The organism is Acinetobacter pollinis, assembly GCF_015627175.1.
Taxonomy (GTDB): Bacteria; Pseudomonadota; Gammaproteobacteria; order Pseudomonadales; family Moraxellaceae; genus Acinetobacter; species Acinetobacter pollinis.
The window spans coordinates 1-14,492 of record NZ_VTDQ01000017.1 but is presented as its reverse complement, the minus strand read 5'-3'; the positions used below and the strand labels follow the sequence as shown (position 1 = coordinate 14,492).

The 14,492-nt window shown below is 35.5% G+C and carries 14 protein-coding genes; 7 read left to right on the top strand and 7 right to left on the bottom strand.

The window, feature by feature from the left end:
- Positions 1-38: 38 nt before the first annotated feature.
- Positions 39-2,285, bottom strand: coding sequence for a TonB-dependent receptor (locus I2F23_RS08020; protein WP_195772077.1), 2,247 nt, complete (start codon positions 2,283-2,285; stop codon positions 39-41).
- A gap of 429 nt (positions 2,286-2,714) precedes the next feature.
- On the opposite strand from I2F23_RS08020, the gene I2F23_RS08015 reads away from it, so the two are divergent.
- Positions 2,715-3,053, top strand: coding sequence for a hypothetical protein (locus I2F23_RS08015; RefSeq protein WP_195772076.1), 339 nt, complete (start codon positions 2,715-2,717; stop codon positions 3,051-3,053).
- 135 nt (positions 3,054-3,188) lie between these two features.
- Entirely contained in the window at positions 3,189-3,662 is a 474-nt protein-coding gene (locus tag I2F23_RS08010) for a hypothetical protein (RefSeq protein ID WP_195772075.1), read from the top strand.
- A 14-nt stretch (positions 3,663-3,676) separates the two neighbouring features.
- Here the strand turns inward: I2F23_RS08010 and I2F23_RS08005 are convergent, their stop codons facing one another.
- Together I2F23_RS08005 and I2F23_RS08000 are read right to left on the bottom strand one after the other, a co-directional pair.
- A complete protein-coding gene (locus I2F23_RS08005; protein ID WP_195772074.1) occupies positions 3,677-4,837 on the bottom strand; it encodes a glutathionylspermidine synthase family protein in 1,161 nt (386 codons plus the stop codon).
- A 2-nt stretch (positions 4,838-4,839) separates the two neighbouring features.
- A complete protein-coding gene (locus I2F23_RS08000; protein WP_228285997.1) occupies positions 4,840-5,223 on the bottom strand; it encodes a hypothetical protein in 384 nt (127 codons plus the stop codon).
- A 103-nt stretch (positions 5,224-5,326) separates the two neighbouring features.
- Here I2F23_RS08000 and I2F23_RS07995 point away from each other — a divergent pair, with 103 nt between their 5' ends.
- Positions 5,327-5,677 carry a DMT family transporter gene (locus I2F23_RS07995; protein ID WP_195772072.1) on the top strand — a complete coding sequence of 117 codons (351 nt, stop codon included), beginning with the start codon at positions 5,327-5,329 and terminating at the stop codon, positions 5,675-5,677.
- Between the two features lie 56 nt (positions 5,678-5,733).
- Here the strand turns inward: I2F23_RS07995 and I2F23_RS07990 are convergent, their stop codons facing one another.
- Together I2F23_RS07990 and I2F23_RS07985 are read right to left on the bottom strand one after the other, a co-directional pair.
- The gene (locus I2F23_RS07990; RefSeq protein WP_195772071.1) at positions 5,734-8,019 is read right to left on the bottom strand and encodes a TonB-dependent receptor; all 2,286 of its coding nucleotides are present in this window, start codon (positions 8,017-8,019) and stop codon (positions 5,734-5,736) included.
- Positions 8,020-8,325: 306 nt separating this feature from the next.
- Entirely contained in the window at positions 8,326-9,114 is a 789-nt protein-coding gene (locus I2F23_RS07985; protein WP_195772070.1) for a fatty acid desaturase, read from the bottom strand.
- 374 nt (positions 9,115-9,488) lie between these two features.
- Here I2F23_RS07985 and tig point away from each other — a divergent pair, with 374 nt between their 5' ends.
- The 3 genes from tig (at position 9,489) to clpX (ending at position 12,962) form a co-directional block, all read left to right on the top strand.
- On the top strand, positions 9,489-10,826 hold the full coding sequence (tig, locus tag I2F23_RS07980; RefSeq protein ID WP_195772069.1) for a trigger factor: 1,338 nt from the start codon (positions 9,489-9,491) through the stop codon (positions 10,824-10,826).
- A gap of 196 nt (positions 10,827-11,022) precedes the next feature.
- Complete coding sequence (clpP, locus tag I2F23_RS07975; RefSeq protein ID WP_195772068.1) at positions 11,023-11,628, top strand: ATP-dependent Clp endopeptidase proteolytic subunit ClpP; 606 nt, start codon at positions 11,023-11,025, stop codon at positions 11,626-11,628.
- Positions 11,629-11,654: 26 nt separating this feature from the next.
- Positions 11,655-12,962: an ATP-dependent protease ATP-binding subunit ClpX gene (gene clpX / locus I2F23_RS07970; protein WP_195772067.1), complete on the top strand. Its 1,308-nt coding sequence runs from the start codon at positions 11,655-11,657 to the stop codon at positions 12,960-12,962.
- A gap of 48 nt (positions 12,963-13,010) precedes the next feature.
- On the opposite strand, the gene I2F23_RS07965 is transcribed toward clpX, so the two are convergent.
- A complete protein-coding gene (locus I2F23_RS07965) occupies positions 13,011-13,541 on the bottom strand; it encodes a DUF2059 domain-containing protein (RefSeq protein ID WP_195772066.1) in 531 nt (176 codons plus the stop codon).
- Between the two features lie 64 nt (positions 13,542-13,605).
- Positions 13,606-14,019 (bottom strand): DUF2059 domain-containing protein, encoded by a 414-nt coding sequence (locus tag I2F23_RS07960; RefSeq protein ID WP_195772065.1) that lies wholly within the window; start codon positions 14,017-14,019, stop codon positions 13,606-13,608.
- A 312-nt stretch (positions 14,020-14,331) separates the two neighbouring features.
- Between I2F23_RS07960 and I2F23_RS07955 the strand changes: the two genes are divergently transcribed.
- Positions 14,332-14,492, top strand: a 161-nt coding sequence (locus tag I2F23_RS07955) for a helix-turn-helix domain-containing protein (RefSeq protein WP_213014676.1), incomplete at its 3' end; no start/stop codon positions are given.

Genomic DNA, 14,492 nt, shown 5'->3' with positions numbered 1-14,492 from the left:
TGCTTGCCTAGTTAAAGGCAAGCATTCAAGGCATCAAATTAGAAACTATAGTTGATGTTAAATACAGCTTGTCTTCCTTCACCAGGCATTGCCCAACCATTATTTCTAATGTGAGTGTAATATACCTTATTTGTAAGGTTGCGCCCAATTAACTGGAAGTTTAAGTTTTTATTCATTGTATATGTAATTGATGCATTGTGGAGTAGATAGTCCTCAGATTGTACTTGAGCAATTTTGTTGTTGGCTGCAGATGTATGTGTGCTTAAGTACATTTTACCTTGGTATGTAGCACCATAGCCTACTTGCCATTGACTATTCAGTTTATAGTTCGTCCAAAGACTGCCTGAATATTCAGGGACTTGAGTTAAGTAATCACCCTTAGAAAAGTCCTGAACACCATTTGCTGCGGTTTGGTCATATTTTCCTTTCATCCAAGCCATACTTGCAGTAATGTCCCACTGAGGCGTGATGTTTCCGACTAAGCCAGCTTCTACACCATTTACATAGTTTTTACCATCTAGGACGTAGTTAAATCCATCATTGCCTTGAACACGAACTTTATTACGTTCGTTTCTAAATCCTGCAATAGTAAGAAGTAGGTCTGGGTTGACCTCCCACTTTGCCCCAATCTCATAGTTTACAGCGCTTTCAGGCTTAACATTACATGTGTTGTTTGCAGAAGTATTTGTACAGGTTTCACTTGCAACACCAATGGTTGGCTTTTGAGAGTTCGCATAGCTGATATATAGGCTAGTCGATTCTGTTGGTTTAAATGTAATGCCGCCGCTATAGCTAAATAGGTTGGCATTTTGAGAACCAGTAACAGCACCATTAATATCGCGGTAAACACCATCTGTACGATCGTAGCGAGCACCTAAGTCGAGTAACCAGTGTGAACCAAATTTAGTGTTATTAAAAATATAGCCATAATAGGTATCTAAGCTTCCAGAGCCACTGCGGCTGTCTGCTTGGATATAATTTGTTGAGTTATTCCAAACATGGTTTGGGTTGTAAACATCCATATTCGGACGAGTACTGGTTGAACCATTTGCATTATTTAAATAACTTCCACTTTTGAGCGTGTAATCTTCTTGGCTAAATCCACCACCTACAATGAGTGTATTTTTTATATATTCTGAACCAAACTTAATTTTAAAGTTACTATCATTTGCAATTTGCTTGGTTTCTGTATCTCTTTTAAATCCACGTGGGCCACTGACAATATATTGGCTAGGGGCAGAGCATTTTGTATAACCTGTTGTATTTGAATTAGTATAAGCTGTTGGTGCCATTCCATTGGCTAAACAGAACGTTCCTTGTGGTGCTGAAATGACAGAAACTTGATGTATGTCGCTTAAGCGAGTGACTGAGTTAAATTGAACATTGTCTGTAATTTCGGTTTTTACTTTTAATAAACCAGTATTATTTGTAATTCGAACATTATCTAAGTCTGTATATCCATAATTATTTTTATTTGAGATACCCGGAACAGCACGTCCGTTATAATAAGGCACACCATATTGTGGATCGTTATCGTCTTCTTGATGAACATAAGATAGGGTCGCTTTAGTATTTTCGCCAATACCAAAGGTTACAGATGGTGCAATACCCCAACGCTTTAATTCTTCATCGCGACCAGCATAGTTGTTTTTGTGTCCCATCACATTTAAGCGAAAAGCAACATCATCATTCACAACTTTATTAAAATCACCTGTTATACGAGTGTAATGGTCGGTACCTACGCCTACAGAAAGATTGTTAAAATCTTGATCTTTAGCTGCTTTAGTCACAAGATTGACCCCGCCACTGACTTGACCTGCGCCGTTTTCAACGGAATTAGCGCCCTTTGTGACTTCAACAGCATCATAGTTAAATAAGTCACTGCGTGTGGTGAGGGCAGTATCTCTTAAGCCATCTGCTGTAATATTACTTGTTGCATCATATCCGCGTAGCGTAATTTTATCACCATAACCGCCACCTCCTTCACCAGCACCAAAAGAAATACCCGGTGTGGTCGAAAGCGCATCTTGGAGAGAGAGTAGGTTTTGTTCTTTTAATATTTTTTCGGTAATGATCTGTGTGGTACGTGGGGTATCTCTTAAAACTTGTGTTCTTTTGTCAGAGGAGCTTTGTTTTGCATAATGGCTGTTTGAATGTGAGGAGCTTTCAATCGTAGGTAAGTCCGTTACCTCTGATGTTGCAGCAAATGCAAGGTTAGGCAAAGTGATTGCCAGAGCAACAGTTTTTGCGGTGTGGTTACGTTTGTTGATGGCTTTCTTCGTCATCCCATTGATTCCTCATGTACGAATTAAGAGATTTATCAATCCGTTTGTTAATATATGTACTGCTAGTGTTATTATAAATGATAATTATTAGTATTTACAAAATTGGAAAAAATTGATTAATTCTAGGTAAGTTTTTGTTTAATATTATTTTTTTATATCTATATTTCCAATGCTATTATTGTTGTAATTGAATATTTCAATGATTATGAATATTTTATGAATTTCCTAAGGAAAACCTAAGAAAATTAAAATCGAAATGAATAAGATGTTAGATCAACATAAATACTAAAATTTTGGATTATATTATTCATGAATTACTGACTATGACTTGATATCGCGAAGTGCCTTAGTGAGATTACAATCTAAAAAAACTATGTTAAGGTGGTTGTGTAGTTTATAAAATGTGCAACTTAATGATGGAGAATAGAAATGACAACAGAACATAATGATCATCATGTACATGGAAAAAGCTGTGGACATACTGCAATTAAACACGATGACCATGTAGATTATCTGGTAGATGGTCACTTGCAAAATGAAACACAAGGTGAACATGTGCTGCCTGTAAATGATCAGAATCCTGAAGAGTGTACTCAGGGGCATGAATGCTCAGGTCACGAAAAAGGACATGTGCATGGACCAAACTGTGGGCATGAAGCTGTCCCACATGGAGATCATGTGGACTATTTAGTTGATGGACATTTACATCATCAACACAATGGCCATTGCGATAATCATGGGCCTGTTGAAGTCCTAGAAAAGAAGTAATTAATTAAAATAAATAGCTCATCAATTTAGATGAGCTTTTTTAAATTTGAAGTGCTTATTTTTAAAAATTAACTTTAAATTTTTGAAAGGCATGCGTAAAGTATATGAGCATATAAGATATGAGAATATAAAGTAATGTATTTTTGGAATACGAAAGCTTTAGCACATGAGTTATCAGCCAATACTTTAGAAAAAAAACATTATAAGAACTATTACTTGGTCACAGCAGTTTTAGTTACCTTGGTTTATTACTATGGTATGTATTCTCCTTATGTGGATACTCGTATTATTGGAGTAGAAGGTGCTTTAACCATCACGATTATCGTATATGGTATTCAGCGTGCGTATAAAGCCAATGGTGGTGACAATGGAAGTCACTTCTTAGGGAGAATAACTGCACTATCTTTCCCAATACTAGTACAGACAACAGTTGCAGGTATTATATTTGGTTTGGTGTTATTGGGTCTTTATTCCATGCTTCATTTGTCTGGTACAGCTTTTGACGATTGGTATGAATGGTGTATCTCTGCATTTACAATTTTTTTACAAATTCTCTTTTTTACACGTTTAGTATTTTATATGAAACGTGTTGCATTACATTCAATTTAGTCATAAATATTTGATTATTCAACAAAATAGTGTGCTGCAAAATGTGCATCATTCCCAATGATGTCAAATACATCTTCGCGTAAAGATAAGCCGGCACACTTATCACCAACCATCCATAATCCCAAGGTAGGTAGCATACCGTGATGTAGTGGAGTATCTACCCAGCGTTGCATAATATAACCACTTTGGTCGTAATCTTTAAAGTAAAAGCTACCCGATGCTTCGCCTAAGTCGATATTGTCTTGTATTATGCGAATGTTAGCCCCTTCGCGAGCCAAGATAGGTTTACGTACCCATTTACCAGCGTAATTAGTTTGAGAATTATATGCATAAGACTCAAGTAAGAAGGGATGGTTTGGGAACTTTTTCCACAGTTCAACGAGAAGAGCTTTGTTGGACAAAAGCATTTTCCAACATGGTTCAATCCAATTTGTTTTTGTACTGATATGCTGTGAAAAGGCTTCATCCCAAATCCACTCCCAAGGATATAACTTGAATAGATGTTCAATAGTTTGGTTATTTAGATCGACGAATTCTTTTCCATCCCATCCAATATTTTCCATAGATAATTCATTGACATTAAGGCCTGCTTGAAAAGCAGTGTCCATAAGGTACTCTAAATTTCCCCAATCTTCGCGGCCTGCGCTTTGGCATGCTGCAAAATGTACTGTAGTTGTAAAAGGATATAAATTCCTCCATTGGTCAATCAATGCTTCATGAATACTATTGAATTGATCTCGATTTGGAATAGACTGAACATCCTCAATCCAAAGCCACTGCGCTACTGAAGCTTCGAGTAATCCTGTTGGTGTATCTGCATTATATTCAAGCATTTTGATGTCTTGACCATCGTATGAAAAATCAAAACGACCATACAGTGTAGGCGCTTGATTTTTCCATGAGTGCTCAATAAAAGGAATCGCTTGTTGTGGCAGTTGGAAATAATTTGGGTAGTCACCTTGCTGAATCATATCTTCTACAAGGTGAAGACACATTTGATGCAATTCATTAGAAGCATCTTCAAGTTGTTCAATTTGTTTTAAAGTAAATTCGTAAGCCACACCCTCTGACCAATAAAGTGAGCCGTCTCGTGAAGGAAGATTAAAATAGTCAAAACCAATATCTATGTGTTTTTTTTCCCATTGGTCACGCTTTGGTAGAATCATTCTTTTCATGGCTATCCTCCACCTGAGCCATTGATTTGATCAGACTTGCCAAAGCCCCTACGTGCAACAGGTGTTGATTTAGCCCCAGTATGAATAGCTGCTGATATAATTGGTCGATAGCTTTTATAATTATTTCCTGAACGAGTAATAATACTTCCTAAGTAGCGAACCTTGCGAACTGTTTTATAATATTGTGGTCCAAGAAAAAGTATTTTAGCGCTGGCATTTGAATTCGGTTGCTGCTCACACAGATCAGGGTGCCAATCTTGTTGGCAGTTGTACTGATTATTATATACATCTTGTTGTAAGATATCATTATTTTGACTACATGCAGTCAATAACAATGGAACAACCACAAGCGATAACTTTTTGGTTCGCATACGTACAAAACTCATAAACTATATACTTTTTTAGAAAATATCTAAAACTATGAAATATCTATCTTATTTCTACTGTTAGATAAAGTACAGTATCAAAAAAAGTTAATTTGAGAATTTTATGCGCACATTCATAGTTTCCAATATGGGGTATCTTTATTTATTTGGAATTATTGTCGTCGATGTTTTGATGATGTTTTTTTTGACGCAGGCCAATGGGTTTACCAATTATAAGGCGACTGCATTAAGTTTAGTATTTTATGCGATTACATTTGTATTTGCAGGAATGGCTTTAAAATATTTACCTACTGGAATTGTTTATGCATTGTGGGGAGGTCTAGGAACGATAGGCTGTGTCGTTGTTGCACATTTTTTCTTAGATCAGAAATTGACTTTTCCTGCCTATATTGGTATTGGGTTTATTGTAGTGGGCGTAATGATTCTTGAGTTTTTCTCTGAAACGTCTAATTAATTTATAGTTTATGACAGTATGGCAAGTATTCAACGGGCCATACTGTCTTCTTCGTTTTAGTATTTAAAATTTAAAGCAAGTACGGCATTACGGCCATCACCCTGCATAGCATAGTGATAATGTCCTGTAGAGAAATAACGCTTGTCTGTAATATTGTTTATGTTGAGCTGTAAATCGATATTACGGTTTACGTTATATTTGATCATTGCATTATAAAGGGTATAAGTTGGAATATATTTTGGCACATTGCTGTTTGCAACATACGATACGACTGAACGATCGTTATATTGAGTTCCTACACCTAAGGTAAGTTGTGGTTGTACTTTATAGGTTGTCCACAGTGTTGCACTGTTTTTAGAAACATATGGAAGAGCTTTGCCTAATCCTGCAAGTGATCTAAGATCTGAAGAAGTTTTAGTCAATTTACTATCTAAATAGCTATATCCTGCAGAGATATCCCACTTTTCAGTAAGGTTCCCATTCAGACCAAGCTCAAAGCCATTTACATGACTTGTTCCAACATTTGAAAGTGTTGTAATACCTGTTGCTGAGTTTGTTACACCAATACGTGTATTTTGCTTTTCTGTTCTAAATACAGCCGCGGTTGCATTTGCACGATTTTTAAAGATATTCCATTTGGTTCCCACTTCATAAGTGCGTGCTTCTTCTGGTTTTAGGTCATTTGCAGACATAATGGCACTTGTTGCGGTTTGGTCAAACTGATCTGATCCAACAGGAATTGCAGAGGTGGCAAAACTGGCATAAATACTACCATTTTCAGTTGGTTTAAATACTAAACCTGCCTGATAAGAAAAGAAGCTTTTATCGTTAGAAGCACCTTGTCCAGCTGTGTACTGTGTACCTCTTAGTGTAATTGGATAGTTGTATTTAATACTTGTATTAAACTGATCCCATCGTAACCCTAAGTTTAATAACCATTGTGGAGAAAATTCAATACTATCTAAAGCATATAAACCTACATTACGGTTACGTGTTGTTGCAAAGCCTTTAACTGCTGTCGCCTTGTCACTATAAGTATCATATGGATTTGGATTATTCAGTGTTGTACAGTAGCCTATTGTGGGATTCTTACAACTTTCTGAGTTGCCATTATTTGTCTGATCTTGAATATCTAAACTCTTATTAGGGTTAAAGCCATTGAATGCATAAATTCCAGTATCTGTTTCTTGATAAGTCCAATCTGCTCCTGTACTGAAGCTGTGTTTTATACCTCCTGTATTAAATTTTCCTGATAACGCCATTTGGTCGCTATAAGCATTGGTAGACGAAATTTGACTGACTGCACGACGAAATATACGATTATTATTCGCAATATTTCCTTGTGAGTCATCTGGATTCGTCATGATATAGTTTGTAGAGGCATAATTATAATTAAGTGTGTTTGATAAATTGAGATCTTCATTAAAGTCGTGCTCTAGTTTAAAAGTACCAACCTGATTTTGTCTACGATCAAAATCGCGTCCTTTCCAACCATAATATGTTCCTTTGGCAACGTTATAAGGTGCACCACCTTTTATTGGGAAAGGAATACCTGCATCTGGGTTATCATCACTTTGCAAATAGTAGTAACTGAGGCGTGCTCTTGTTGGCGTACCTAAGCCAAAAACAATACTTGGCGCAATACCTACACGATTGTATTCGGCACCATCTTTCTCACCAGGCTTTTCATTCTGATGTCCCATTACGACCACACGGCTGGCAATGCCATTTCCAAAATCTTTATTTGCATCTAGTGTAATATGGCGATAATCATCTGTACCACCTGCAATGGTCCCTTGATATCTATCGCCTGCATGTGCTTCTTTGGTAATAAGATTAATACTGCCGCCTGCACCACCTCCACCAGAAATTGCTGAGCTAGAACCTTTAGTAACTTCTACTTTTTCTACATCAAACATATCTCTATTTTGTGAAACAGAGTTACGAATGCCATCTACATAAATAGAAGACTGCGCACTATAACCTCGAATATAGGGCATATCTGTAAACGGTGTGCCTCCTTCGCCCGCAGCTAGGGTAACTCCTGGGGTATTTCGTAGTGCTTCGGTTAGAGTATTTGAATGCGTTTCTGCCAATAGTTTTTGTGAAATAACATCAATACTTTTAGGTGTATCTAATAGGGGAGCTACATATTTTGTATTTGCAGACCGATCTGTTTTAAAACTTTGAAAGTCATTATATGGAGTAGAAGGTGAAGCATGTAAGTCAATGGTTGGTAATTGACTGGTATTCTCTTGCGCAATTGCATTGCCTGCAATAATTGAAAGCGATGAAGCGATTGTGGAAGTAACAATTTTCTTATGATTTTTTATGAAGGACATGAGTGTATTCAGTGTGGTAATGTAATTAATTATTAGATAATAATGATAATTGTTAATTTATCTACACATTCAGTATTAAAAAATCCTTAGATTTTTATTTTTCTCAAATAAAATTAAAAAAATATTTTAAATCAATGTCTTGTCATTTATTTTTATTAACAATAATATTTTAAATAATAAGAATTATTATTCATAGCATATTAAGTCTCAATTAATTTTACTATGTAATTTATATATTTTATATATAATGTATTATTTGAATTATCCAAATTAAGAAGGTGTTAATTTGGATAATGATTGAAGAATTTAAAAGACTTTACGAATTTCTACATTGGGGGAGTATTGGTCAAGACGTTTAGATAAAATATGTAATTTACACGTTGGTACTGCAGGGAATAAATGATGCTCAACATGTAGAAACATATTATAAGTGATAAGTCTTTTTATAGGGTGACGTAATGTACGTGCCATATAAACATGGTCTTCTGTATCGTGATGTACGGTCCATACTGCAAAGAACGCTGTCATACATTGTCCAATAAGCATGGTTATAAAATGATATTTGATAAAAGAAATATCTAAAACAGTAAATACAATAGTTAAGATGACTATATTTCCGATTAGCTCAAGAGTAATCCATTTTTTTTGAGAAGGTGTGGCGACTTCAAGGGCTTTTTTATGTAATAGGATGGGGAAGAATGGGCCAAATAAAATTGCTTGCCACCAGCGCATTTTTGCACTTTTTGCTTCAATATCTTCTTCAGTCATACAATGTTGATGATGTCTTAAATGATTGATTTGTATTGCATGCATTGACCCAAGCATTAATAGACTTAACATATACATGAACTTATGTGTGAATGGTCTACTTATACCTAAAGCAAAGTGAAAAGCATTATGTACTTGTCTTAAGCCTGTAAGAAAAAACATAAAAGAGCATGGTAAAGCAAAGAGATAATTATTTTTATACGCAAAATAAAATGAAAGCATAAGCCATGGGAGAGAAAGACTCAGCTCTAATAAAATATCTTTAGGTTTTAAAATAAGTAAATCTTTCCACTCCACATTTTTAAGTAAATCTTTATGTAAAGTCATAGTTACAATTAAGTGTTAAAATTTACAATAATAGTACTAAATAACGTGAACTGGTTCAAATTTATTTGAGATTTAAAAGATTTTCCTATTAATCATGTTTTTATGGAGATTTCTTTTAAATTTAAAAATTACATCTAAAAAAAATTAGATTGTTGCTTTTTTTTAAATTAGAACTTATCTGTAAGATGAACGCCTATATGAAAAGAAGAAAGGGATCTCCCTTTAAAATTGTCGAAATTATTCAATTATGGCCTTAATTTTACTATGGTCAGACAAAAAATAAGCAAAACTTTGTATATCTTGTTGCTATAGAATATAATGTGGCACTTTTAAAATTTTGTTATTACTAACCAGTTAAGTGAATAGAGGAAGCCATGCAAGTAACGACTGAAGCGGTTTCGGGCGTTGCCCGTCGTTTAAACGTATCTGTACCGACGAGCCGTGTTAACGAGCAGTTTGAAGCTCGTCTAAAGCGCACTGCCAAAACTGCAAAAATCAACGGCTTCCGTCCAGGTAAAGTTCCTTTAAATGTTGTGCGCCGTGAATATGGTGCTGGCATTTATCAAGAAGTTGTCAATGACGTAATCCGTGACACAGTATTTGAAGCAATCCAACAAGAAAAAATTAATGCTGTTGGTATGCCAAATATTGAAAAAGTTGAAAATAAAGATGATGCTTTGGTTTATGAAGCAACTGTAGAAGTTTACCCAGAAGTTGAAGTAAACGCATTTGATGGCTTAGAAGTTGAACGTAAAACATCTGAAATCAATGATAAAGATGTAGATCAAATGATCGAAAATTTACGTAAACAGCGTCAAACTTGGGCAAATACCAAGGGTATGGCGAAAAAAGACATGCAAGTGACTTTCGATTTCGAAGGTTCAATTGACGGTGAAAAATTTGAAGGTGGCGCAGCACAAGATTACACACTTGTGTTAGGTTCAGGTCAAATGATTCCTGGCTTTGAAGACGGCATCATTGGTATGAAAGCTGGCGAAGAGAAAGTAATTGATGTAACTTTCCCAGAAGATTACCAAGCTGAAAACCTTGCAGGTAAACAAGCGCAGTTTAAAATTAATGTGAAGAAAGTTGAAAAACCTAAACTTCCTGAAATTGATGCTGAATTCTTAGAAACATTTGGTTTAACTGAAGAAGATGGCGTAGAAAAATTAAAAGCTGACGTTCGTAAAAATATGGAACGTGAAGTGAAAAATGGTCTACGTAACCAAGTGAAGGGTGCAACTTTTGATGCACTTGTTGCAGCAAACGAAGTTGAACTTCCTTCTGCTATGGTTGCTCAAGAAATTGATCGTCAACGTCAGCAAATGATTCAACAGTTTACTCAACAGTTTGGTGCTGAAGGTGCAAAAGCATTTGACTCAAGCATGCTTCCAGATGACTTATTCAAAGAGCAAGCAGAACGCTCTGTGAAATTAGGTGTACTTGTAAGCAAGGTACTTGCAGATGCTAAACTTGAAGTAGACGCAGCACGTGTTGATGCTTACATCGACGATATGGCTTCTTCTTATGAAGATCCAACTGAAGTTATTGAATACTTCAAAAATGACAAGCAACAACGTTCACAAATTGAAGCTGTTATTTTAGAAGATCAAGTGGTTGACCATATCTTAAATTCTGCAAAAGTTACTGAAAAAGCAGTTTCTTACGAAGAATTACTAAAAGAACAACAAGCTCGTCAGCAACAAGGTTAATTTCTTGTGTGTAAAAAAAGGCGCAATCGAGCGCCTTTTTTTGTGATGTTACAGATTTGTTAATGCTGTATAAAATCAGTCCAATTACTGGAAGCTATTCACAATTAAAACAAGGAATAGTTTTGCAATTTGAGAGATTATCCCTCATATTGTTATCGTAAGTAAGTAACAAAAAATTTTAGGAATAAATAAACTCATGTATGTTCCAAATATAGAAAATGCACTCGTTCCAATGGTGGTAGAGCAGTCCTCTCGTGGAGAACGTTCTTTTGATATTTTTTCTCGTTTACTTCGTGAACGTGTCATTTTTTTAACGGGTGAAGTTGAAGATAATATGGCGAATTTGATTGTCGCTCAAATGTTATTTTTAGAAGCTGAGAATCCAGATAAAGATATTCATCTTTATATTAACTCGCCAGGTGGTTCTGTTACTGCTGGTATGGCAATTTACGATACAATGCAATTTATTAAACCAGATGTATCTACAATTTGTATGGGACAGGCGGCATCTATGGGTGCTTTCTTATTAAATGCAGGTGCAAAAGGTAAGCGTTACTGCTTAGAAAATGCACGTGTTATGATTCACCAACCACTTGGTGGTTTCCGTGGTCAAGCATCTGATATTGAAATTCATGCACGTGAAATTTTATTTATTAAAGAGCGTTTAAACCGCTTGATGGCTGAACATAGCGGACAAGACTATGAAACAGTTGCAAGAGATACAGATCGTGACAACTTCATGACGGCTCAAGCTGCTCAAGAATACGGCCTTGTTGATGCTGTATTAAATAAACGCCCATAAGTTAAATATCATTTATTGGAGTAAGTATGTCCGACAATCCTCAAGGACAAAAGCATTGTTCATTTTGCGGTAAAACACAAGCTGAAGTAGGTAAGTTAATCGCAGGTGAGGACGCATATATTTGTAACGAATGTGTGGACGTATGCCTAGATTTAGTTCAGACCAGTCAACAAGCGGATTCAGGCGATTGGGCGAATAAGCCACTGCCGAAACCACATGAAATTCGTGCTGCATTAGATCAGTACGTCATTGGGCAAGATACTGCGAAAAAAACATTGTCTGTTGCAGTATATAACCACTATAAACGTTTAAAAGTTTCTGATACTGAACGCCAACGCGATGATGTTGAAATTGCGAAAAGTAATATTCTACTGATTGGCCCAACGGGTTCAGGAAAAACATTACTTGCTCAAACTTTGGCACGTTTATTAGATGTTCCCTTTGCGATGGCAGATGCAACTACACTTACAGAAGCAGGCTATGTAGGTGAAGATGTTGAAAATATTGTACAAAAATTACTGCAAAAATCAGATTACGATGTAGAAAAGGCCGAAAAAGGCATTATCTATATTGATGAAATTGATAAAATTACACGTAAAGCTGAAAACCCATCGATCACACGTGATGTTTCTGGTGAGGGTGTACAACAAGCATTATTAAAAATGATTGAAGGTACGGTTGCATCTATTCCACCACAAGGTGGTCGTAAGCATCCACAGCAAGAACTTATTCAAGTAGATACCTCAAATATTTTATTTATTTGTGGTGGTGCATTTGCTGGCTTAGAAAAAATTGTTCAACAGCGCCAAGAAAAAGGTGGTATTGGATTTAATGCAGAAGTCAAAAAGAAAGATGATGCAAAACAAGTGTCTGAACTCTTTAGTCAAGTTGAAGCCAATGATCTTGTAAAGTTTGGTTTAATTCCAGAGTTTATCGGTCGTTTACCTGTTTTGGCGACTCTAGAAGAGCTTGATGAAGAAGCATTAATGCAAATTCTTACTGAGCCTAAAAATGCATTAACACGTCAATATCAACATTTATTTGATATGGAAGATGTAGATTTAGTATTTGAACCATCTGCGTTACGTGCTGTTGCGAAAAAAGCATTAGATCGAAATACAGGTGCACGTGGTTTGCGCTCTATCTTAGAGAATGTGCTTTTAGAAACAATGTATGACTTACCAAGCCGTACAGATGTGGGTACTGTTGTTGTAACAGATGATGTTGTCAATAAAGGTGCTCAACCTGAATTTAAGTCGACACGTCAGCCTAAAGCTGATATTGAAGAACCAGAAAAATCTGAATTAAAAGTTGTAGGCTCAAAATCTGCTTAATTCGATAGATTGTAAAAAAGCGCGCAATAGGCGCGCTTTTTTATATTCTTAATTTTTTGATAACTGACTTAAAATAGCCTGAGTATCTTGAGCAATTTTCTGTTGGAAACCAGGGCTCTTTGCAACTGTAGAAATGGCCATAGCAAGTTGTTGTTCTACTGCACCATTAATCTGTCCTTGTTTGCTCATAATTGAGCGACCTTCAGGCGATTTTAGAAACTTAAGATAGGCTTGTATTTCCTGATCACTATAATAAGTTGCATATACGCCTTGGATACTTTGCATGATATTCATACGCTGTAAGTATGCCTGAGAGTTAGAAAGCATACTTTGTGTAATTCTTTCTACGGCCTGTTGATCTTTTATAGTGAAATTTGTATGACCTGTATGTTGTTGGACAAGACGAGTAGCTTGCTGTCTATACATTGGCACAATACTGTCAAATGTATGGTTAATCGTGTCCTGTACATGTGTGAGCGTCATTAACTCTTCGGTTGGTGATGCTGCATGACTATAGCTCATGGATGTTATTGCAAAAGTAAATATGGCTAAAGTAGATGTAAAATAGTTTTTGGTCATCCCATTTCCTTTAAAATGAGTGTTTTATTTAAATGGATATTTTATCATTTTAACCTTAGTCTATTTATGGTTGAATGCCAAGCATATTAAAAAGCCCTTTACTAATATTACTATTGCTCATCATATTTTTAATAACTATTTTGTAGGTTTGCTGACTCAATTGAGGCATCTTTTCAGATAAACTACGACCTTCTGGTGTTTGGTAAAAACGGTTAAGCGCTTGAAGTTCTTCTTCGGATAGGTTGTTTTTGTAAAGCTCTTTAAGCTGTGGTTCTATATTATTCCAATAAGACTCTTTGTCTAAACCTAGTAATTTCAGCTCCTGAGGTTTAATCATTGCTTGAGTATTTTCTTTAATCTGTAATACCTTAAATAACTGGTTGATAGAGGCTTGAGAGGCAGGAGTCGCTTGACTAAGCTGACAAAAGAATATTCCACCAAGTAGTAAAATAATTTGATGAATACTTTTAAGTTGCATGAGCAAAACTCTTAGAGAAATGATATTCAATTTAACCCAAATGGAAGTAACAACTGCAATTTTTTGATGTAATTACGTAATAACAACTCTATATATAAGTGTAAGTATTTTGAAGAGGTAGTCATTTGAAAGTCATATGAATTTTAAACTTTCTTGAGCATCATTTTCTATGTAGGCAGTAAAATTTTTTACTATCTACTGAGTGATATTTTTGATATGAAGAGTTTATCTTCTTGTATCTAATGATTTCTAAAAATATCTTTGAGAATTAATGCTATAGTCAAACAATCAAAAATATAAGACAATTTAAAAATGAGTTATTCAGAACATTTTAGACGAAAAGTGATAGCGAAGCTTGAGGAAGGATATTCCATACGAGCGGTATCGACACAATTTGAAATTGATAAAAATACAATTTTGAGCTGGAAAAAACGAATTGAGGTTAAAAGAACTCGCCCACGCAAACCTTTTAA

Excerpts from the sequence above, each read along its gene's own strand:
- I2F23_RS08020 (WP_195772077.1), bottom strand. The coding sequence starts at position 2,285 with ATGACGAAGAAAGCCATCAACAAACGTAACCACACCGCAAAAACTGTT.
- I2F23_RS08015 (WP_195772076.1), top strand. The coding sequence starts at position 2,715 with ATGACAACAGAACATAATGATCATCATGTACATGGAAAAAGCTGTGGA.
- I2F23_RS08010 (WP_195772075.1), top strand. The coding sequence starts at position 3,189 with ATGTATTTTTGGAATACGAAAGCTTTAGCACATGAGTTATCAGCCAAT.
- I2F23_RS08005 (WP_195772074.1), bottom strand. The coding sequence starts at position 4,837 with ATGAAAAGAATGATTCTACCAAAGCGTGACCAATGGGAAAAAAAACAC.
- I2F23_RS08000 (WP_228285997.1), bottom strand. The coding sequence starts at position 5,223 with ATGAGTTTTGTACGTATGCGAACCAAAAAGTTATCGCTTGTGGTTGTT.
- I2F23_RS07995 (WP_195772072.1), top strand. The coding sequence starts at position 5,327 with ATGCGCACATTCATAGTTTCCAATATGGGGTATCTTTATTTATTTGGA.
- I2F23_RS07990 (WP_195772071.1), bottom strand. The coding sequence starts at position 8,019 with ATGTCCTTCATAAAAAATCATAAGAAAATTGTTACTTCCACAATCGCT.
- I2F23_RS07985 (WP_195772070.1), bottom strand. The coding sequence starts at position 9,114 with ATGACTTTACATAAAGATTTACTTAAAAATGTGGAGTGGAAAGATTTA.
- tig (WP_195772069.1), top strand. The coding sequence starts at position 9,489 with ATGCAAGTAACGACTGAAGCGGTTTCGGGCGTTGCCCGTCGTTTAAAC.
- clpP (WP_195772068.1), top strand. The coding sequence starts at position 11,023 with ATGTATGTTCCAAATATAGAAAATGCACTCGTTCCAATGGTGGTAGAG.
- clpX (WP_195772067.1), top strand. The coding sequence starts at position 11,655 with ATGTCCGACAATCCTCAAGGACAAAAGCATTGTTCATTTTGCGGTAAA.
- I2F23_RS07965 (WP_195772066.1), bottom strand. The coding sequence starts at position 13,541 with ATGACCAAAAACTATTTTACATCTACTTTAGCCATATTTACTTTTGCA.
- I2F23_RS07960 (WP_195772065.1), bottom strand. The coding sequence starts at position 14,019 with ATGCAACTTAAAAGTATTCATCAAATTATTTTACTACTTGGTGGAATA.